The sequence below is a fragment of the Bacteroidota bacterium genome (assembly GCA_039111535.1).
In the GTDB taxonomy this organism is placed as follows: Bacteria; Bacteroidota; Rhodothermia; order Rhodothermales; family JAHQVL01; genus JBCCIM01.
Genome location: JBCCIM010000037.1, coordinates 17,345 through 38,436 on the forward strand (window position 1 = coordinate 17,345; position 21,092 = coordinate 38,436).

15 protein-coding genes are annotated in these 21,092 nt (G+C 51.0%); 9 read left to right on the forward strand and 6 right to left on the reverse strand.

Going from position 1 to position 21,092, the window contains the following annotated elements:
• Positions 1-104: 104 nt before the first annotated feature.
• On the reverse strand, positions 105-1,427 hold the full coding sequence (locus AAF564_08240) for a GGDEF domain-containing protein (GenBank protein ID MEM8485526.1): 1,323 nt from the start codon (positions 1,425-1,427) through the stop codon (positions 105-107).
• 557 nt (positions 1,428-1,984) lie between these two features.
• Between AAF564_08240 and AAF564_08245 the strand changes: the two genes are divergently transcribed.
• Positions 1,985-4,873: a T9SS type A sorting domain-containing protein gene (locus AAF564_08245; GenBank protein MEM8485527.1), complete on the forward strand. Its 2,889-nt coding sequence runs from the start codon at positions 1,985-1,987 to the stop codon at positions 4,871-4,873.
• Between the two features lie 18 nt (positions 4,874-4,891).
• Here AAF564_08245 and AAF564_08250 read toward each other — a convergent pair whose 3' ends face one another.
• Together AAF564_08250 and AAF564_08255 are read right to left on the reverse strand one after the other, a co-directional pair.
• Entirely contained in the window at positions 4,892-6,091 is a 1,200-nt protein-coding gene (locus AAF564_08250; GenBank protein MEM8485528.1) for a KamA family radical SAM protein, read from the reverse strand.
• Positions 6,092-6,105: 14 nt separating this feature from the next.
• Positions 6,106-7,095 (reverse strand): D-alanine--D-alanine ligase, encoded by a 990-nt coding sequence (locus tag AAF564_08255; GenBank protein ID MEM8485529.1) that lies wholly within the window; start codon positions 7,093-7,095, stop codon positions 6,106-6,108.
• A gap of 193 nt (positions 7,096-7,288) precedes the next feature.
• On the opposite strand from AAF564_08255, the gene AAF564_08260 reads away from it, so the two are divergent.
• Positions 7,289-10,951, forward strand: a complete 3,663-nt coding sequence (locus tag AAF564_08260; GenBank protein ID MEM8485530.1) for a PAS domain S-box protein — start codon at positions 7,289-7,291, stop codon at positions 10,949-10,951.
• Between the two features lie 83 nt (positions 10,952-11,034).
• Positions 11,035-11,691: a response regulator transcription factor gene (locus tag AAF564_08265; GenBank protein ID MEM8485531.1), complete on the forward strand. Its 657-nt coding sequence runs from the start codon at positions 11,035-11,037 to the stop codon at positions 11,689-11,691.
• Positions 11,692-11,709: 18 nt separating this feature from the next.
• Here AAF564_08265 and AAF564_08270 read toward each other — a convergent pair whose 3' ends face one another.
• The 3 genes from AAF564_08270 to argS form a co-directional block, all read right to left on the reverse strand.
• Positions 11,710-12,591 carry a permease-like cell division protein FtsX gene (locus AAF564_08270; protein ID MEM8485532.1) on the reverse strand — a complete coding sequence of 294 codons (882 nt, stop codon included), beginning with the start codon at positions 12,589-12,591 and terminating at the stop codon, positions 11,710-11,712.
• 179 nt (positions 12,592-12,770) lie between these two features.
• A complete protein-coding gene (gene pheA / locus AAF564_08275) occupies positions 12,771-13,622 on the reverse strand; it encodes a prephenate dehydratase (protein ID MEM8485533.1) in 852 nt (283 codons plus the stop codon).
• 23 nt (positions 13,623-13,645) lie between these two features.
• Positions 13,646-15,340, reverse strand: coding sequence for an arginine--tRNA ligase (gene argS / locus AAF564_08280; GenBank protein MEM8485534.1), 1,695 nt, complete (start codon positions 15,338-15,340; stop codon positions 13,646-13,648).
• Positions 15,341-15,619: 279 nt separating this feature from the next.
• Between argS and AAF564_08285 the strand changes: the two genes are divergently transcribed.
• The 6 genes from AAF564_08285 (at position 15,620) to AAF564_08310 (ending at position 21,083) form a co-directional block, all read left to right on the forward strand.
• Positions 15,620-16,885 (forward strand): hypothetical protein, encoded by a 1,266-nt coding sequence (locus AAF564_08285; protein MEM8485535.1) that lies wholly within the window; start codon positions 15,620-15,622, stop codon positions 16,883-16,885.
• 19 nt (positions 16,886-16,904) lie between these two features.
• Positions 16,905-17,555, forward strand: coding sequence for an ABC transporter ATP-binding protein (locus AAF564_08290; protein ID MEM8485536.1), 651 nt, complete (start codon positions 16,905-16,907; stop codon positions 17,553-17,555).
• Complete coding sequence (locus AAF564_08295) at positions 17,552-18,070, forward strand: 8-oxo-dGTP diphosphatase (protein MEM8485537.1); 519 nt, start codon at positions 17,552-17,554, stop codon at positions 18,068-18,070. The genes AAF564_08290 and AAF564_08295 overlap by 4 nt, the downstream gene beginning before the upstream one ends.
• A gap of 256 nt (positions 18,071-18,326) precedes the next feature.
• Positions 18,327-19,502, forward strand: a complete 1,176-nt coding sequence (locus tag AAF564_08300) for a cupin domain-containing protein (protein MEM8485538.1) — start codon at positions 18,327-18,329, stop codon at positions 19,500-19,502.
• An 18-nt stretch (positions 19,503-19,520) separates the two neighbouring features.
• Positions 19,521-20,351, forward strand: coding sequence for an ion transporter (locus AAF564_08305; protein ID MEM8485539.1), 831 nt, complete (start codon positions 19,521-19,523; stop codon positions 20,349-20,351).
• Positions 20,352-20,444: 93 nt separating this feature from the next.
• Complete coding sequence (locus AAF564_08310) at positions 20,445-21,083, forward strand: SDR family NAD(P)-dependent oxidoreductase (GenBank protein MEM8485540.1); 639 nt, start codon at positions 20,445-20,447, stop codon at positions 21,081-21,083.
• Positions 21,084-21,092 lie beyond the last annotated feature (9 nt).

Below are 21,092 nucleotides of genomic sequence, written 5' to 3' on the forward strand. Positions count from 1 at the left end.
TCGACATTCGAAATTCCTTGTTGGGTGTTCGTTAGTACCAATTGCCAACCCTTTGGCAGCGGATGGTGCCTGATGGTACAGCGTGCTATAGCAGCGTCTTGCTGTTATTCAATAATGGTGGTTGCGCCGGTTTCAAATGCTTCGCGGAGGGCTTCTGTGGCATCTGCGCGAAACTCATCAGCGTCTTTGTGCCGGTCCTGCAGCAGGGCGATGCCTATGCTAACGCCGCCTTCAAAGTGGTCACTCTCTCGCACAAGCTCTTCCTGGAGTTGCAGCGCCCAGGCTTCTACTTCGCTCACCCCTTCATCCTGAAAGATGCCGTAGGTTAGCTCACCAAATCGTTCAAGCCGGCCGCCATTGACCGACAACTCAAGCCGGGTGGCCATCGCACGCTCTGCGTCACTAATGGCTTTGCCCCCTTCGTCTGCTACCTGCTCAGCACGATTGAGATAGATCAATGCCAACGCAAGGGGATGCTTTTTTGTACGGGCGCGGTCGATCTCTTCAGCAATAATTTCTCTCCGGGGCCGGACACGTGGTTTGATAAATTCGCCAGAGTCGCCTTCCAGGACAGGGGTAGACATAAACGTCCCCAGCAAGTTTGCAAACTGGCCAATCATGAGGCGCTGCCAGGGGTCGTCCAGATCCTGCCAGCCAAGTGCATCAACGAGCAGATAGTATGATGCTTCATCACCTGGGGCCTTTATTGGAGCAATCGCAACCTGCCGGATGGAAACGGGTGTTGCATAGTACCCCAATTCCTCCATCGCGGCTTTGTTCGGGTCGAGGTCTTTGACAACAACGGCGGTACCGGCCGGCGCCTGATCGTCAAGCAAGTGATCAAGCTGCAGGCTCTTTGATCCGAGTGCCTGTGGATTCTGACTCACAATCGCTTCGACACTGCACCGTCCGTCGTTTTCCCGCTTGATCAGGCATGCTGTGTACCCATCAACTGAGGCCTGCACGGCGTTCAACATTCTGAAGAGGGCTTCCCGGCGCGAGACGCCGCTTTTTCGGTTCCCCGCTGTTGCTGTTACGTCTTGATCTGCGACTTCTGTCTCGTCTGATACAGGCTCCAGGTCTGTGTCTATGACTTCTTCCGGGTCCTCCTCGACTGCCTCCTCTGCCTCATCTGCTAGCGCTTCATCCACTACTACGTCTGCCTCTTCAAGCTCTTCCGACTCCACATCAATGATCTCAACGTCGCCGGCGTCTTCTGTTTCGTCGCGGGCGCCAACAGCCCGTGGCTTAATTTCCAGAATACCGAGAGCACTCAACTCTTCTTCAGGCGTCCGATTTAGCGCGGTTGGTTTGTAGGCCTGCGCGGCTGCGCCAGTGTTGCGCCGGTTGTTCAAAAAAACAAGAACGCCCAGCACGATCAAAATGCAGGCGATAATCAATAGTATTGTTGCTAAAGTGCCGCTCATAAGGGAGAGGAGTAGGTAGAGATGCCATTTATCAGGCGCAAGCGCCTGCCCATCGTATTAATAATATTGCGTGGCACCGGGATACCCGATAGGTTCTGGTTTGCAGACATCATCTCGCAAGATAAAGCTAAAATCTACTAGCCGCTGCGTGCGAAGTCAACCGGATGCATGATCGAACAGTTGCCATTAAAGTCGGCAACCTGCTGTTCTGATCCATCCCCGGCATATTTTTAGATTTATAAGCAGAGACACTTAAATCCCACTGAATTGCGACAAAAAACAGAAATCTTTTACAATCGACGCTGGTATACAATCTACAATACACGTATTTTTTGTCATCTGAATCTATAACGCCGCAAGAAACGCAGGCTTTTCAAGTTTTTTGTGGTCTGGTATTTGAAAGTATAAGGATTCTCTACAACAAGACGATCTTTATACAAGACACCACCTTTTCTTCAATAGCGATATCCGTTAGCATCCTAAAATTATACAAATCTTGCAAATAACAGCCTTCTGCTGCATCTATTTCAGATTTGTCGATGTTTTTTCACAAGACCATGCCCCTCAATCTCAGCCTATTTAGAACCTGTTTACTGGCCCTGCTTCTCACATTCATGGCCATTGGTGCCCAAGGCGTTGTTGCACAGACACAGGTTATCGATTTTGAGCAATACGAAACGGGAGAAATCCTCACCTATGTCGCCGGCTCTGAAGGGTACAGTGGCATTGCAGTTTCTGCCACACATCCCGCGTGCCCTACGCGCAATGCTGCCATAATTTTCGATTCGTCGTGCCCGGGTGGCTGTTCGGGTGACGATGACGACCTCGGCACACCCAATGCATCTTTTGGCGGCCCGGGTACTGGCACAGGCGGTGCTGCCGGCAGTGGTTACGAAAACGATACTGCCCTGGGCAACCTGCTCGTTGTACACCAATTCTGTAGTGACTTGAATAGCAGCCCGGTTGCGAACCCACAGGATTTTGGCGGCAATGCAACCGTCCACTTGACATTCCCAACAGATGTGACCATTACTGAGTTGACAACACTCGACGTTGAAGGCTCGGAAACCCTGCAAATTGACTTTTTTGACGAAGCCGGCAATGCCGTTGGCTTCGCCAATCCGATTGTAACTGGCGACAATGGCAAAGCAATACTCGCAGCCATGCCACTCGGCGGCAACGCTACGGTATCCGCGGTTCGCACCATGAGCATCACCCGTCAGGGCTCAGGCGCACTGGACAACATTGTATTTACACCGGACGCAGTAGCTGACCTTGAGATCACCAAGTTGGTCGACAACCCGGCACCCGACAGCGGTGCAACGGTAGTCTTTACACTCGATCTTGTGAATCAGGGCCCGGATACGGCCGCTAATGTAACGGTTGACGATCGCGTACCGGTCGGCCTCAACTATGTATCGCACACGTGCGACACCGGGATCACAAACCTGGATGTAAGCAGTTTTGTAAATGATGCCGGCGAAACGCAACAACTTATTCGCGCAACACTGGACAACATCGCTGCAGGCGCTTCAGCTTCCTGTACTGTCAGCACGACAGTTGACACTGGAGTTGCTGTTGAAAATGTGGTCGAGATCATGACTAGTGATGCTTACGACCCTGATTCAACACCTGGCAACAACGTACCCGATGAAGACGACCAGGACAGCGCGGCCATCACACCGGGTGAAAGCTCAGGGGGTGGAGATGGCGGCATAGAAAGTGAAGGGACGATGGCCATACAACTGGCCCAGCGGCTTTTCAACAGACGGGTGGATACCCAGCACAAAGCAGCCTTGCTCGCGGCACCCGCACCGCAGGTGTTTTTGCCAACCAGCGAAAACGCCATCCGGCTTGCCAAAGCCGGCAGCGGGTTGGATGACCTGCGCAATGCAATTCCGTCGGAAGGTCCACATACCTCTCTGGCTTATGAAGTTACGCCGCGTGACCTCCTGGGCATCACCAATGCAACCGGCGTATTGGCTGTAGATTATCTGCAAGTCAACGGACGCCGGCTCGGCGCCATATTTAGTACATCTTCACCTACCGGCGAGTTGTATGATCACACAAAAGTATCCTGTGACCGACTCGGAGGCGGCAAGTTGGAAGACGTTCGGCTCGTCCAGATTAACGGGCAGGACTTTGTACTTTCGAAATTGCGCCATGCTACGGGCGACATTGACTATGCCATCAGTTTTGTGGCTTACCGCAGTGGTAGCGCCTATACGATCGACAGCCGCTTCTCGCCAGCCGAATACACCGTGCCCGCCGGCAGTGAAGTGATTAATGTGCAAGTATGGGGCGTAACGCCTGAATTCTCCGCCGGCGTTATTGCAGATCTGCTCAACACACTCAGCGAACGCAATGCGCTCACGTATCAAAACAATGCTACGCGTGCACCACAGATTTTTGTTGCTGACGGTGAATACACCCAGGGCAAAATCAATCTCCGGCTGGTCAACCGCGCAGGAGCCGCGCAGGTCATCATCCGTGGTACCCTGGCTGCAACAGAAGCCGATGCCGCCCGTGGCATCAGAATTCCTTTTGCGCAAACGGTTGACCTCAACAAACCTACAGCAGATTTCCCCTACGCTGAGATCACGCTGGACGTAGGATCGATCTTCGACGCAATCCTGACTGTTGAGCACAAAGCATCTAACAGCCTCGACCAGCTGTATCACGCGGATGGCACATGGAGCTATGCCTCCGGCGACGAATCTGAAGTGAACAATTTCTTTACAGCATCCAACAAACAGCTTTACACCGTTGATCGCTATATCGTCGAGCGCTCCGGATCTATCGAAGGCCACGTCAAAAATTGGGTGAGTTTATTTCGGTACCTCCAGCCAAACGGCAAGGCTGTAGATCTTTCTGCGTACAACTACGTGTCGTTCACGGCGTCTGGTACAGGACAGGTTCGCCTCATTGCTGAGAAGGCTAGCATCGAGACATGGGATCAGTACGGGTTTACGTTTGAACTTACAGAGGAGCCCAAGCGCCACAGCATTAGCTTCAGCGAAATGCGCAAAGAAGGCCGATTCGATGGCCGGTTTGAAGCAAACGACATCACGCTTCTGGCCTTTTATGCACTCGGAGATGGACAACAATTGCAGCCATTCTCCATGGACATAAATAACATCACATTTGGTGGTGCAGCGCAGGTAGCCGGCGAAGCATTGCCAACCCTTTACACGCTTGAGCAAAATTTCCCGAATCCGTTTAATCCGGTCACACAAATCAACTTCAGCTTACTCGAATCTATGCGCGTACGCCTGGCCGTGTATGATGTACTCGGACGAGAAGTCGCTGTGCTTGTAGATGGCTTGCAGGCAGCCGGCACACACCAGGTGCCCTTCGAAGCCGGCGATTTACCCAGCGGACTCTACATGTACCGCATTGAAACACCCCAAGGCAGCACTTCAAAAATGATGAGCTTGCTCAAATAGCCTGCGTTATACTTCCCGCTAAACAACTGGCAGCGGGACAAACGTTGCTGCGCCCGTTGGGATGGTTTTTGTCCCTTCAGGCATTTCTATTTCTGGCAGTGCGTATGTGGTCGACTCGCCGGCCGACAGAGGATTTGGCTCAGCCCACAAAGGTCCCTGATACGATCGCATCACCACATGATCACCTGAGCGCCCAAGGATATACGACCTATCAAGTGGCACTTTGCCATAAGGCGTGTCCAAGACATATTTCGGAATTGCAAAGCCTGTCAACCGTCCCTGCAACGCCTGCATAATTTCCAGTCCCTTTTCAATGGAGGTGCGAAAGGAGGCGGTGCCGCCAATTAACTGCGCTTGATAGAGGTAGTACGGCCGCACGCGCATCTTCACGAGGCCTTCGAGCAATGCCTGCATGACTTGCACGTTGTCATTGATCCCGCGCAAGAGGACGGTCTGGTTACCAACCGGCACACCAGCACGTAATAACCGGTCGATGGCGTCGGCAGCCGGCTGCGTCAACTCCTTGGGATGGTTAAAATGGGTATTAACCCAAATTGGATGATATCGGGACAGCATTTCACAAAGCGCATCGGTCACGCGGTAGGGCAACGTCACTGGTAGCCGCGACCCAAGTCGGATCACTCCAACATGCGGGATCGCCCGAAGCCTTGAAATAATCCATTCCAGGTTTTTCTCATTGAACGTCAGCGGATCTCCGCCTGTGAGCAGTACATCTTTGATTTCCGGATGTGCTGCAATATAGTCAATGGCTTCCTGCAGCTCGGCTTTATTCATGAACTGCTCAGCGTCTCCTACCATGCGCTTGCGCAAGCAATACCGACAATAGATTGCACACTCAGCTGTTACGCAAAATGCTACACGATCCGTATAGTTGTGAATCAGATTTTTTACCGGTGAATGGGCAACCTCTTCCAGCGGATCAACAACCCCAACAATGTCGGGCTGCATCTCAGACATCTGCGGCACCACCTGCCGGCGGATGGGGCACGTTGTATCGTCAGCATCCATTAGCGAAGCATAATATGGTGTAATATTCCACCGAAAGATGCCTTGTGTTGCCTCAATCGCGGCCATTTCATCCGCAGTAGGATTAATGTACTGTTGGAGGCTCTCCAGGCTATGCACCCGGTGCCGCATCTGCCAGGTCCACTTTTGCCAATCAGGGGTTTGCCAATCAGGGGTTTGGATGCCGTTCATATTCATTTCTACTATTACATACCGAGTCGTTTTAATCCCCTCTCTAGTACATTTGCGAGAAAGGTGGGATAAGACTGCCCCATCAATTCTGCAAGAATCGCAAAGGTACCATCCGGGGCAAATGTTGGCAAGGGATTGATTTCAAGAAACCAGGGTTTGCCGGCAGCATCTACCCTAAAATCCAGGCGTGCAAAGTCTTTACATTCCAGCTTGTTGTACACGGCAAGTGCATCATGCTGCAGACGAGCCTCCAATTCAGGATCGAGCGCCCCCCCCAGTTTGTATGCCAATTCAGGATTTTCAAAGCCCCGCCTGTCCAGTGCATGGAGGCCAATTTCAGTCTCCTTTTCTACAGCACGTTGTAAAGCCGGCAGCACTTCTGGCGGATCGTTTCCAACAACGGCCACTGTAAATTCTCCGCCCCCTGACACAAAAGCTTCAACCAGTACATCCTGCTTGTATTGTGCGCAGGTACGTTGCACCTGAATTTTCAGCGCATCGAGGGTTTCTACTTTGCTCGCAGGCGTAATGCCTTTGGAAGATCCTTCATAGCGAGGTTTCACAAAAAGTGGAAAAGGGGCCGGCGGCGCTTCCAACGCAGCTACGTCTGCCGCTGTGTATACGGCATACGCAGGGGTTCGGACGCCGGCTGCTATCGCCAGATCTTTTGTCCATGCTTTGTCCAGACTAAGCGATAACGTAAGGGCGTCTGAGCCCAAAAACGGAACACCTGCCATTTCAAGCAATATAGGAGCATAGGCTTCCCTGTTCCTGCTGTGCACATCTTCTGCAATGTTTACTGCTGCGTCGACTTTAAGATGGGGCAGTTGCCTGAGCAGTTCTCTCGCCGTACCTATCCTTATCGGTATATGCCCCAGTGATGTCAGTGCCGCGGCTATTGCTTCTACAGTAGCTTCGGGCTCAAACTCTGCATCCGCGTCTGTCGGGTCATTTGTTTGCCATGGATAAGACGCAAAAACGTCGTAAACAATGCCTATCTGCATAAAAGAGGAGGTTTAAGGAGCCAGCGTGATATGCGCTAAACTACTATTGCGCCAGTTATGGTTCATGGTTATCCTATATAACAACATTTCCTCTTAGTGCGTGGGTCTTCTCCCACGCTAGCAACTTCAATAGCTTGCTGTTCTCCAGGCAGCAAAAGTGATTCTCTCGTTGAGAGACTAAATACCCAAGCCGATGTCTTTAGTCTTTATGCTTACCGGCCTTCTGCTGCGCGTGATAGCTTTTTTCAAAGCCATCAATATGTTGCGCAAAAAAAGGGACTGGCGCCTGATTACATTGTCCGTAATCATTCTAATCACTGTAATAAATATGGTGATTCACCGTGGGGCAACGCTTTCAAACTATGATGCTATCCCAGTAGGATTCAGCTTCTCCAGCTTTCTTTATGGCGTGGCATTTCTGGTTGCGGTAAACCTACATGAACGCGTATTGAAGGCCTACAGTCAACAAAAACGCAAACTTTCAGACCATGTAAATCTGTTCGAGCAGTTTGCCTACTCAGCACCGCTGGCTTGCTTCATATTTCAGGACCAGAAAATTGTCTTCGCCAATCACGCTGCAACTACACTAACAGGATTTACCCACAAAGAACTCCTGGCACTGGAGCCCCACCTGATAGCTGCGCCAGATTCGCAGGACTACCTGGTCAATTTGAACACCAACGATGATGAGATCACCTCGATTGAAATAAGCCTGGAGCTGGCCCACAAAATGGGCGATACGCGGTGGGGACTCGCTTCGTTTGGCTCTGCAGCCTATAACGGCAAGCCGGCCACCGTGGGCACCATTCTCGATGTGACCAAACAGAAAACTGCAGAACAGGAAATCCAAAAAGCCGAGGAACGTATTCGTATTGCTACCAATGCGTCCAACACGGTTGTCTGGGATGTAGATTTAACAACAGAGACTTCGTCACTTGTTGTGCCCGTTAGCCTCGAAAACGAATACGACTTTATTGAGGGTATAAGCCGGGAAGAAATTCTACGTTGCGTATATGAGCCCGATCTTCCGGGCATGGAAAAAATTATTGAGGCAAGTTATCACGAAAAAACTGGCTTCAATATTGACTACCGCCGGTACAACAAAGCAGGTGAATTACGCTGGTGGCATCTCCAGGGTAAAGCCCAGTTTAACAACGAAGGCAAACCCGTTCGTCTCTCTGGTACCAGCCGATGTATCCACGAACAAAAGATTGCCGAAGAAGCCGTACAGGAAAACGAAGCCCGGCTGCGCATAGCCACGGAGATTGCCGGCATTCAGGTATGGGAATGGGAAATTGGCAGCGAAGAAGTCAACCATATTGAAAACGGCGACGACAATGCTTGTAAACAAGTCACAGGCTATGCTGACTTTGTTGAACGCTTACACCCAGATCACCGAGAACGCGTAATTGCCAGCGTGACCAATGCCATTACCAATGGGGTTCGATACGAAGAAGAGTTTTTACTAAGAGACAACAATGGAGAATATTTCTGGCAGTTATCGGTCGGCCAGATTCTCTACAATGAAAACGGCGAACCGGCGCAGATGATTGGCGCTGCGCTCGATACAACAGAACGCAGACAAAAAGAAGAACTGATCCGTTTCCAGGCTGACTTGCTGGATAAAATTGGACAAAACATTGTCTCGCAAAACAAAAAAGGCGAGCTCACCTACCTCAATAAGGCCGCACAAAAAGCATTTGGCATTGATCAAACGGGTGGTGGCAACGTGGATATTTCCAATCTCTTGCCAGACAACAAGCGCATAAAAGGCCATCCGGGCGTAATCGACACCCTACAGCAAGGCGAACAGTGGATTGGTGAAATAACCGCCCATACCCTCTATGGCACCTCGTTTCCTATTTTTCTGAGCGCATCCCCATTGTTCGATGAACAAGGCGAATACGACGGCTTTGTAGCGATTTCAACCGACATGAGCGCCTACAAAGAAATTCAGGTGGCGCTGCAGGATAGCGAAGAACGCCTCCGGCTCGCCCTCGATGCCGCAAGCCTGGTTGTTTGGGATGTTGACCTGACATCCGGCAATGTGGTACACAGCATTCCTTCGTCCATTAATGCAATAGAGGCTAAAAAATTCAACTCGATGCAAACCATTCTGAGCAGTTTTCATCCGGGAGACCAGGAGAAAGCTTCTTTTCAGGTGATGCAATGCATCGAGAAAAACAAACCGCTCTACATTGAGCACCGCTTCATTGATGAACACGGCGCCTTCGATTGGTGGCAAACCAGCGGCAAAATGTACAACGACCATGATGGCAATCCTACCCGCATGATCGGTACATCCCAGATGATCACCATCAGAAAAGAAGCTGAACTACAACTGCAACAACGCATGAATCAGTTGCAGGCGATTTACAACATCGCAGATGCAGTCAACAAAGGAGAATCTCTCGACTCTATTTATCTGACGGCAGCTGACGGCACTAAAAAAGCAATAGGCGCCAACAGAATAGCCATCTTAATCCTCAATCCAGAAACAGAAGAAATAGAATTTGCTTTCCATGATGGCCTCTCGGCTACCTACAGAGAAGCCATGATGGACCATTGCCCCTGGAATGGCACCGAGAAAGAACGTCTGACAGTTTGTGTTTCAGAAGGCGATTTGAATTCTGAACTAGGACCCCTGGCACCATATGCAGCGGAAGAAGGAATCCTGAGTCTCGGCGCATTCCCCTTGATGCATAAAGACAACTTGCTGGGCAAGTTTATGATATTCTTTGACGACACAGCGGAGGTCCCACTTACAGATAGACAGTTTGTATCCCGGATGGCCAACCACGTGACGCTGGCAATTGTCAAATACCGGAATGAAGAAACCCTGAAAGCGCGAACCATTGAGTTGCAAACCATTGCAGATACCATCCCCGATGCTATTTTCCGGATTGGTGATGACCTCAATATGAAATTCGCCAATAAAACAGTGCTTCAATCTTCCAACATGACCATGGAAGAGTTTACAAGGCTCGATGCTTACTCCTTTGGCTGTCCGCCTGATCTCAACAAGGAATGGATTAGCACAATTAAAAAGGTAATCAAAGAAAAGCGGGCCTATGAACTGGACTTCCAGATCGAGGACCCTGCTGACGGCACCAAACACTTTCAAGCATTGCTGGCCCCAGAGTCTACAACAGAAACGCAGGTAGGCTCAGCATTGGCCGTTATCCGAGATATTACAGAAGAGCGGCAGCTACAGCAAACCATCATCGATATCAGTGCGCGCCAGCAACGCAACATTGGCCAGGACCTTCATGATGAACTCGGACAGTTACTCACCGGTATAGGGTTTAAAATTGCCGGCCTGCAGCGCGACCTTGATGAACTCAACGACGACTGCGCAGAACAAAACCGGGACATTAGCCAGCTTGTAGAAAAAGCGATCAGTCAAACGCGTATGCTTGCGGAAGGGCTTAACCCCGTGACGCTCGAAGTGCATGGCATCAGGGCCGGCCTCGAAAAACTCGCGCTCAATACAGAAAATACGTTCGGCGTCTCCTGCCCGTTTACCTGTGATGAAGACTTTAATATAGAAGACGAAGAAACTGCTGTACAGCTGTACCGGATTGGGCAAGAGGCAATCAACAATGCCGTAAAACACGCGAGCCCAACCCAGATAGAAATATCCCTCAAACAAACCAACGGCAAAGCAGAACTCGTTGTCGAAGACGATGGCAATGGATTTACCCATGCATTGTCGGAGTCTGACGGACATGGACTACGCATTATGAACTACCGCGCACGCGTTATTGGCGCTGTATTTAGCATCGACACAGTCCCCAAAAAGGGCACTACCGTGCGTTGCACCTTTAAAAATAACACTATAGTGCAGCAGAAATAAAAAAAATATAGCTACTTTACGCTATAGATTTCACTGATGCCCAACCTTATTTTATTGAGCTAGAACTTAGACCCCAGATCGCAATGGCAATTCGAATTTTTCTTATCGATGACCATCCAATTGTGCGCGAAGGCATGGAACGGATGATTGATCGGGAAGCCGACATGGAAGTTTGCGGCGAGAGTGATGGTGGCGATACGACGCTGGACAAACTTTTGGAGAGCAACCCTGAAGTTGTAGTACTAGACCTTTCACTCAACCAGACGAGTGGCTTTGACCTGATTCACATCATTCAGAATCACTTGCCCAAAGCTGCTATCATTGTGCTATCGATGCATGATGAGAACCTGTACGCTGAACGTACGCTGCGTGCCGGTGCATCGGGTTACATCATGAAGCAGGAAGCGCCGGCAAAGGTGCTCAATGCAATTCGCAAAGTAGCCGCCGGCCATGTTTACGTAAGCGAGCAGATTTCCAAACGGTTGCTACAGGGTCTCGTAAAACCAACCAAGGATAGTCCTGTCGCTACGCTAAGCGACCGCGAGTTTCAGGTATTCCAGTACATCGGCGAAGGCCTGTCACATCAGGAAATTGCCGACCGGTTGAACCTTAGCATCAAAACTATCGAGTCGCACGTCGAGCGGATCAAGAACAAGCTGGGGCTAAAAAGCGGGCGCGAGTTGCTTCGCCACGCCATGGAGTGGGTAATCAGAAACCAGGGACCTGTGGGTGTATCCTGACTGCAGGATGGCGGGGACCTAGTGTAGCTGTACGTTTCGGATAAACCTGCGGACAGCAAAAGCCGACCCTATCCAACCCAGCGCCACGCCGGCAAGGGTTACGCCAACCACAAGCACAATCGTAAGCACCCGGGAGAGCGCCAGTTGTGGCAGATAGGCGGATAAAAGCGAATAGACTCCTATTACGAGTATACTCGCCAGCATACCTGCAATTAAGCCCTGGAGCACCCCTTCCACAATAAACGGCCGGCGAATAAAAGTATCCGTTGCCCCTACAAGCTTCATCGTTCTTATCAGGAGCCGGCGGGCATAAATGGTTAAGCGAATCGTATTGGCTACCAGGAAAATTGCCGCCAGAATCACTATCGACCCAAGTACAAGGCCAGTGGAATTGAGCATATTCAGGTTCTGATGCACCTTCGCCAGCACAGGCTCGTTAAAAACAACCTCCCCTACCCGATTCCAGCTCTCAAACTCGGCAATCAGTGCGTTCAAACTGTCTGGATTTGTGTATCGCGATTCAACCTGCACCCGAATAGACGAAGGCAAAAACGGCTCGTCGAAAAACAATTCAGCCCCTTCACCAAATTCTTCCTGAAAGATCTGGGTTGCCTGATCCGGAGAAATGTAGTCGGCTTTCAGCACCCCAAAGGTGGCTGAAGCACGCTCATGCAAAGCGCGAGCACGCGCAACTTCGATGTTGTCATCGAGATACACTTCAAGTTCACCGGCACGTTCTCGCAACCACTCGGATACCTGCCCTGCCTGGTAGCTGAGAATGGCAAACAATCCGATCAGGACCAGGGCGACGGCCATGGCGCTTGTGGAGGTAAACGTAGCAAACTTTGCCCTGCGAAAGCCGGCAAGGCCTTCACGCAAACTATAAGGGAGAAAAGACACGATCAGAAAATGCTAATGGTTGATCAGGCGATGTAGCAAACATGCATATACATTCACGCACATACAATGCCTAATTTGCTCAGAAGTGCCCAGAAATCCAAATTTATTGGACATGGCGACCAGAATGGTCAGATAACCAGCAGTCGTTGCGAACGACACCGGGTAAAGAGTTGCAGCACCTACTGGCCAATTTCTGCTCTGGGATAAGAACCCAACACTTTAACATCTGCAGCGATCTCCCCAAGATGACCAAGCGCACGTTTCACGCGTTCCTCTTCAACGTTGCCCTGAAGATCGATATAGAACACATACTTCCCCGGGCTCCCGACAAGGGGCCGGCTCTCAATTTTAAACAAGTCCAGGTCTCTCAAGGCAAACACAGCCAGACTTTTGAATAATGCACCCGGCACATTCTCTTGTACAGCGTACATGACCGATGTCTTCATCGCTTCAGCTGGCAGCCCGGCAGGTACCGCGTGGGCAGCGCGATCCTGGGTTTGGAGCGCGAGGAACCGGGTGTAATTCTGGTGATCACTTTCAATACCACTGGCGAGAAAGTCGAGCCCGTATTTTTCGCCGGCGCGGTTGCTTGCAATAGCTGCATGGCCACGAATCTGCTGTTCGGCAACCATTTTGGCTGCACCTGCAGTATCGTAAGCAGGGACCACCTCGGCAGCCGAAAGATGCTCACGGATAAAATCCTGACACTGACCGAGCGCCTGGGGATGAGAATAGACGTGCGTAACTTCATCCAGTTTTACGCCTTTGTTTACAAGCAAATGATGCTGTATACGCAGGTGCCACTCGCCAGTAATCATCAGGTCGTGCCGGCGAAGCAGGTCGTAATTGACATGCACACTGCCAAAGAGTGAGTTCTCAATCGGGATCACACCACTGTCAACCTCACCGCTTTCGACGCTCCTAAACACGTCATCAAAAGAAACTTTCGGATGCACACCTGCACCGGGAAATAGCGCATGTACAGCCTCCTCGCTGTAAGCACCCAATTCGCCCTGAAAAGCCACTTTCATGTTAACACCCCTCCATCTGAAACTTACATTTTTTCGGGGGCAGAAATCCCAAGCATGGTCAGGCCATTGCGCAATACAATACGCGTGGCATCTGCCAGCTTCATGCGCGCTGAGGCCAAGGCCGGCTCTTCTCCAACGATGCGGCATGCATCATAAAAACGCGTAAAGTAGGTGGCCACCTCATTTAGGTAATTGATCAGCCGGTGCGGCTCTTTTGACAATGCTGCGCTCTCAAGCACGCGCGGCAGTTCCAATAAAGCCTTGATCAACGTTTCTTCAGCTTCATGCCCAAGCAGGGTCAGGTCGGCATCATCCGTAAAATCAAACCCTACCTCCGAAGCCTTGCGAATAATAGAGCAAATCCGGGCATGTGCATATTGCAGGTAAAAAACCGGATTCTTTTCGCGCGCCTGCTTGGCCAGATCCAGGTCAAACTCCAGGTGCGTGTTGGGGGAGCGCATGAGAAAAAAGAAACGCGTTACGTCTTCCCCCACTTCATCCATCAAATCATCCAGGGTTTCGTACGTGGCCTTGCGGGTGCTCATTTTAACCTGTACACCTCCCCGTACCAGCGTGACAAACTGGTAAATGACCACTTCCACTTTAGACTTATCGTGCCCCAGCACCTCAACGCCGCTCAACACATCGGGATAGGTCGCGATATGATCCGCACCAAAAACGTCTATGATTTTTGAAAACCCGCGATCAAACTTGTTGGCGTGATAAGCTATATCAGGCAAACGGTATGTAGGCTCACCACTGCTTTTAATCAGTACTGTGTCTTTGTCTTTTCCGAAAGCCGTTGTTTTAAACCAGGTCGCTCCTTCAGCCTCATATGCCAGTTCTTTTTGTTTGAACTGCTTAACCACATCCCAAACAGCGCCCGAATCGTACAGCGTATTCTCGTTAAAGAAAGTGTCCATCTGAATGTTAAGCCGGCGCAAGGTCGACTCAATTTCCTTGAAAATGGCTTTTTCGGCAGCCTCTTTGAAAACCGACTCACCTTCCTCTTTGAGCAAGGCATCACCATGTGCTTCAGCCAGTTCACTGGCAATCTCGGTGATGTACGCGCCAAGGTACCCATCGTCGGGAAAAGAGGCCGGGACTTCAACTTCTTCGCCTTCGTTAACTTCGATTTGCTTAACCGGCTCGTCTTTGTTGACCAATGCGCGGTATCGGCCCCGTACCGACTGGCCAAGCACGCGCATCTGCCGCCCGGCGTTGTTGAAATAATATTCGCGTGTAACGTCGTACCCCATCCAATCCAACAGGTTGGCAATGGTATCTCCAAGCACAGCATTACGGCCATGCCCAACCGTAAGTGGCCCCGTCGGGTTGGCACTTACATATTCAACGATGGCGGTCTGGCCGGTACCGTAGTTGGTCCGCCCATATGCATCGCCAGCGGCTAGCAATGCAGCCAATTCATCGGTCAGGTAGGTACTGGCAAACCTGAAATTCAAAAAGCCGGGGCCCGCAACCTCAATCCCGCTGATGCGGGTTGTGTCTATGGGCTTCTGGCGCAGGCGCTCTGCCAGGTCTTCTGCGATGGCGCGCGGTGGCTTTCGCAAAAAACGGGCAAGCTTCATTGCTGCATTGCACGACAGATCACCATGCTCGGGATTCTGCGGCGTCTCCAGCTCTATTTCAAAATCAGCCGGCACGTCGTCGAACGCGCGCAGCACACTTTTCAGTTCGCTTGTAATGTATGCCTTCATCAATCTACCTAAGTGTCCTTGGGCTCAACACGTCCTGGTTCTGTGTTTGAACCATTCAGGGAAGAAAATCTCCCTGATAACGTACTGCAAAGCGGAAAATCCCTGTCGGTTTCTGCCTCACGGTATTTTAGAAAATGCACCCGACCATCCTATCCCACCAAATCAGGATTAAAGGGCGATGCGAAGCAAACTATTTACCAATACGCAGAACTCGTCGGCACCAAATCTCGTACACTCGGCGCACGCACTGACCACGCCTCCAGAACTCGCCCGACATCTGTGTCCGATAAGCTACACATAAAGCCTCCTGCACAGGCCATCAACAGGATCCTTTTCCTGCTTGCAACCTGTGCACTCGGATATATCAGTATGGTTATTTCGGGTGACATACCGATGGAAACTCGGATCATAATTGTTGCCTATTGTAACTTGTTTGCCATTTGCGTTTTTGCCGCGGCGTTACCGGGTGCACTCATTCCTGACGAAAAACTCTCCTTTCACCAACTGGTAAACACCTCACCACAACGCCTCTTCAACGACAGATTAGGACAGTGGCAGCCGGTTATCTTGTGCTTACTGATCCCCCCGGTGATTGCTTCGTTTTACGAACCGAGCAACCTCGGCGGAGATCTCTTCCAAAAGGCTTTGCTTGTTGCGTTTTCCTGGTTGATTATCGTTGCAACGGGGCTCTACAGTTTTCAGTATTACCTCACGATTGGCGCCAAGTCGCAGGCATGGCAAGAGGGGAAAGAGGGCGGATGGTGGGATAACGCCGTAGAATTCAATCCAAAACTGCAGCTTAACCTGCCCCGTGGCATGCTGCCGGCGTTGTTTGCTACGGCGCGGGTTTTTGTTGTGGGTATAATACCGCTGGTCGTTGGCCTCAAATTACGCCAGTTTGGTCCCTTGGCGCTTGTGCTCATACCTGCGGGCCTGGCGCTTGTCTGGACCGTTTTTCGCGCATCAAAACTTCGGCAGTCATTTGACCGCTACTATTACCACACCAACGCATTTTATACGGAGTTATTTAAACGCGGCAGCATCAGCATAACCGACCGGGCTCCTGTTTCTTATGACGCTGTATACTGGGTGCCAGCAAAATGGCGTGCCCACACATGGGCCAGCTTACTGCAATTTGACCGTGTGCTCCCCGTTGGAAGGTTTATGACCATAGGCGTTGTTGTTTATTGGATTCTCTCCACACAGAACCCACCTGGGACGCCTGTCAACTCCGCATTTTTACTACTGATGCTCGTCACAAAAAACCTGACGGTGGTTACCCTAACCAAACCTCGACTGGCACCAAACCTGATTGAAGCGACGTTTCAATCAAAACCTGGCTGGAGTATGACAAGGTTTTTTGTAAACCTGCGCTGGACGATGCCCGCGGGACTCGCCCTCCTCTCGGTTGCCTTTTTTTCAAGCCAGCTATCTTACCTGACTGTTGGCCTGTGGGTGGCCGTTGATGTGATACTCGCTTTCCTTGCAGCATGGGGCATTACCTACTTCAACCATAAATTTCAGAGAACCCGCCTTGCAGCCTGAATCACGACATAACCTTACGTTGTCAAACGTATCCAAGCAATACGGTCGGGGTGTGCCTGTAATTGATAGTTTCTCGCACGACTTTGAAGCCGGCACAGCAACAGCCCTTACCGGGCCTAATGGATCAGGGAAAACAACTTTGTTGCGATTGCTCGCTGTAACATCGTTCCCGAGTAGCGGTGTTATTTCATTTGCCGGCAAATCTATCCACGAGGCACCGTATACCTATTTGCAACACGTCGGTATTGTACACGACGAATCTGCACTACCAGAGTATATGAGCGCCGTTGAGTTGCTCGAATATGCACTGCGCTCGCGCAACAAATGGACGTCCAATAGTCCTGCTGAAATTGACCAACTGCTCGACAGTCTGTTACTGGATGAGCGCCGACAAAACCTTATTGGCACCTATTCAAGCGGCATGCTCAAAAAAACCCAGATTGGGATGGCGCTCGTGGCCGCGCCGGCTGTCTTGCTGATGGATGAGCCCTTCCGGGGCTTGGATAGCGAGAGCCTCGAAGCTGCCACGACACGTTTTGAAGCGCTAAAGAAAAAAGGGAGCCTGATGGTTATTGCCAGTCATCGTAAAGACATGTTGTCCTTGCTTTGTGACAGCTATATTGATCTGGCCTCCCACCAAACCCAACAACCCTCCAATACCACCGCATGAATCCTCCTGCGTCTCTTTCGGACATCGACTGGTCTACCTGGCAAGCCAAAGACACCGCTACCCTTGCGTTTGTCATCAAAGAAGGGCAGATTTTGCTCATCAGAAAAAAACGTGGTCTGGGCGCCGGCAAAATCAATGGCCCCGGGGGCCGGCTGGAGGCCAATGAAACCATCGTGGCGTGTGCCATTCGCGAAGCGCAGGAAGAGCTCGGTATCACACCGATCAATCCGGTAAAGCGGGGAGAATTGAAGTTTCAGTTTGCTGACGGATACTCGATTCACGTCCATGTTTTTCGTGCAGAAGACCTGGAAGGAACGCCCATAGAAACAGATGAGGCCATTCCTATTTGGGCCGGCCTCGATGCTGTTCCTTATGATGAAATGTGGGAAGATGACGAGATTTGGATACCACACCTGATTGCCGGCCGTACCTTTGCCGGCCGCTTCATTTTTGACGATGACAAAATGCTCGACCACGTCCTTGATGCATTTGAAAACGACGCGCCGATGCCATGATCGAATGTCCGTCTTGTGCACTTGACATCGAACGCAACACAGAAACTTGCCCATACTGCGGGTATGAGATTCCAGTACAAAAAGCTGGGTTGAATTACATTGCTGTTCTGGCTGTGCTTCTACTGTTGTGGCCGCTTTTCAAACTCATCACGTACCTTCTAGCCTAACCGTCTGATTTACTGCTGGATCTTTCGCTTGCAATTGGCACCTGCCTTTTTGCATTTTTCTGATACCCTAAAGCAATTTTAATACTACCGTGCGCACATTGCCCATCCCGGATACGCTGCTCGGCGGCCTGAGCATCGAAGCCTTTCTCGAAGAGTACTGGCAGAAAAAACCACTGTTGATCAGGGGCGCGTTGTCTGCGTATACGTCGCCCATCAACAAAGAAGACCTGATGCAAATTGCTTGCGAAGATGACGCTGTCGCACGCATTATTCTGGAAAAAGATGGCGATTATCCATGGCAGTTGCTTTACGGCCCGTTTGAGGAAGACTTTCATGACATGCCCGTATCGCACTGGACCTTGCTCGTCCAGGAAGTAAACCGCTATGTGCCGGAAATAGCACAGCTGCTGGACGCATTCAGGTTTATCCCGTCTTGGCGCGTTGATGATGTGATGGTCAGTTACGCACCAGAGCATGGCGGTGTTGGCGCGCACGTTGACAACTACGATGTATTTCTCCTCCAGGCGATGGGCCATCGTCGCTGGCAGATCATGAATGATCCCATCAAGGAAGAAATCCTTGTGCCAGATCTTGATGTGAGCATGCTGCAAAACTTTCGCCCGGAAGAAGACTGGGTATTGGCACCTGGCGACATGTTATACCTCCCCCCCCGCGTTGCGCATAAAGGGGTCGCGCTGAATGAATGTATGACGTACTCGGTTGGCTTCAGGGCGCCTTCGCACAGCGACATCCTGTCGAATTACCTTGGGTACGTTGCTGAGCAAATCGATCCGCTACTGCGCTACAGCGATCCGGATCTCCAAATGCCGGCCCATCCCAGTGAAATTGATGCCCAGGCACTGGCCCGAATCAGAAAAGTAATCCAGTCGGCACTACACGAAGACCGGCTCATTGACGAGTGGTTCGGGCAATTTGTAACGGAGCCAAAGCGTGATGTGTATGCATTCCCGCTAGACGAACCGGTGCAAGCTGATGCGATCAGGCAATACCTTGAAGGCGGCGGCCAACTCAAGCGATTCTCGGGCGCGACCTTTGCCTTTATCACAGAAGAAAGTGGAGACGCCCAATTGTTTGTCAGCGGCATGTCCTTGCTATTCCCGGCCCCCATTGCGGCAAGTGCGCCCATGCTTTGCGAAGCACCAGAGCTCTCCCAAAAATCGATGGCTGTGTTTCTGGAAAGCGAGACCTTCCTCGAATTGGTGGTAGATCTAGTCAATGAAGGGTTTCTGGAAATGGCCGCTTAAACAGACTACACAAGAGTTTTGAACAAAAATCCGTCAAAATCCAGACAAAGGGCTCCCTGGCGAGACAAGATCCATGAGGTGATCTTCGAAGCGGATACACCGTCAGGCAAGTTCTTTGACATGCTGCTGATCACGTTGATCTTGCTGAGCGTGCTGGCTGTAATGCTGGAAAGTGTTGCCTCGATTGAATCCGAGTACGGCGAAATTATCCGGATTGCGGAGTGGTTCTTCACCATCGCATTCACCATTGAGTACGTCCTGCGATTGGTTAGCGTTGATTACCCAAGCAAATATGCACGCAGTTTCTTTGGCCTTGTGGATTTGCTTGCCATTATCCCTACCTATTTGAGTGTCCTTATCCCTGGCACGCAGTTTCTGCTTGTCATCCGGTTGCTGCGTATCTTGCGCGTATTCCGGGTGCTCAAACTGGCCAAGTACATGGCAGAATCGCAGGTACTCACGCAAGCGCTCTGGGCCAGCAGGCGTAAAATTACTGTCTTTCTGTTCACCGTCCTGACGCTGATTGTTATCCTCGGCTCCCTGATGTACTTCATCGAAAGCGATGAAAATGGCTTCACCAGTATTCCGCGCAGTATTTATTGGGCCATTGTAACCATGACGACCGTCGGGTATGGCGACATATCGCCCCAAACCCCTCTCGGCCAGGCCCTTGCGTCGGTGGTCATGATTATGGGGTACGCAATTCTTGCGGTCCCTACGGGTATTGTGAGTGTGGAAATTGCGCGTGCAGATGCAGACCTGACCTCAACCAAATCCTGCCACGCCTGTAGCCTCGAAGGCCACGATCAAGATGCTGTATTCTGTAAGTATTGCGGAGAAGCGCTCTAGCAGTTAAACTAGCAACACGCTAAACGGGTTTGCTGTCTGCTTGGGCATAGCAGCATACAAGCAACAGCACCCAACACCAGAACTCCCAACCAGATGGCAGCAACGCTGGAAAATCGCGTAGTGCTGATTACGGGCAGCACCACGGGCCTGGGCAAAGCCATGGCCATGGCCTTTGCAAACCAAGGGGCCAGGGTGGTTATGAACTACCACAACAACCGGGCACGTGCAGAGGCAGCTTATACATCCCTCAAAGAAACCGGTACAGACACCCTCCTGTTACAGGCGGATGTAACCGACGCAGCCAGTGTTGGCCGGATGTACGATGAAATTGCGCAGAAACTCGGGCCTGTAGATATTCTGATTCCCAACGCAACACCAGATCAACCCCAGCGCCCAATAGAAGCATACGACTGGGCCCTCTACCAGTCGATGATCGACTTTTTCTTGAAAAGCCCGTTTTTGCTTACACGCGCATGTTTACCGCATATGAAGCAGCAAAAATGGGGGCGGATTATCAATATTACCAGCGAAGTATTCTCATTGGGCGTCACCCCATTTACCGCCTATGTTGCTGCCAAAGGTAGTCAGGTTGGATTTTCAAGGAGCCTTTCCAATGAATTGGCCCCACACGGTATTACCGTTAATATGATCTCTCCGGGATGGATTCCTGTTGAAAGACAGCCTACCTGGGCATTCATATTTGCCCCGTCCATATACACCTGCCCACCATGATCGTGAATC

What these genes read in the sequence shown, in the direction of transcription:
- AAF564_08240 (MEM8485526.1), bottom strand. Translation starts at nt 1,427, where the DNA reads ATGAGCGGCACTTTAGCAACAATACTATTGATTATCGCCTGCATTTTG.
- AAF564_08245 (MEM8485527.1), top strand. Translation starts at nt 1,985, where the DNA reads ATGCCCCTCAATCTCAGCCTATTTAGAACCTGTTTACTGGCCCTGCTT.
- AAF564_08250 (MEM8485528.1), bottom strand. Translation starts at nt 6,091, where the DNA reads ATGAACGGCATCCAAACCCCTGATTGGCAAACCCCTGATTGGCAAAAG.
- AAF564_08255 (MEM8485529.1), bottom strand. Translation starts at nt 7,095, where the DNA reads ATGCAGATAGGCATTGTTTACGACGTTTTTGCGTCTTATCCATGGCAA.
- AAF564_08260 (MEM8485530.1), top strand. Translation starts at nt 7,289, where the DNA reads ATGTCTTTAGTCTTTATGCTTACCGGCCTTCTGCTGCGCGTGATAGCT.
- AAF564_08265 (MEM8485531.1), top strand. Translation starts at nt 11,035, where the DNA reads ATGGCAATTCGAATTTTTCTTATCGATGACCATCCAATTGTGCGCGAA.
- pheA (MEM8485533.1), bottom strand. Translation starts at nt 13,622, where the DNA reads ATGAAAGTGGCTTTTCAGGGCGAATTGGGTGCTTACAGCGAGGAGGCT.
- argS (MEM8485534.1), bottom strand. Translation starts at nt 15,340, where the DNA reads ATGAAGGCATACATTACAAGCGAACTGAAAAGTGTGCTGCGCGCGTTC.
- AAF564_08295 (MEM8485537.1), top strand. Translation starts at nt 17,552, where the DNA reads ATGAATCCTCCTGCGTCTCTTTCGGACATCGACTGGTCTACCTGGCAA.
- AAF564_08310 (MEM8485540.1), top strand. Translation starts at nt 20,445, where the DNA reads ATGGCAGCAACGCTGGAAAATCGCGTAGTGCTGATTACGGGCAGCACC.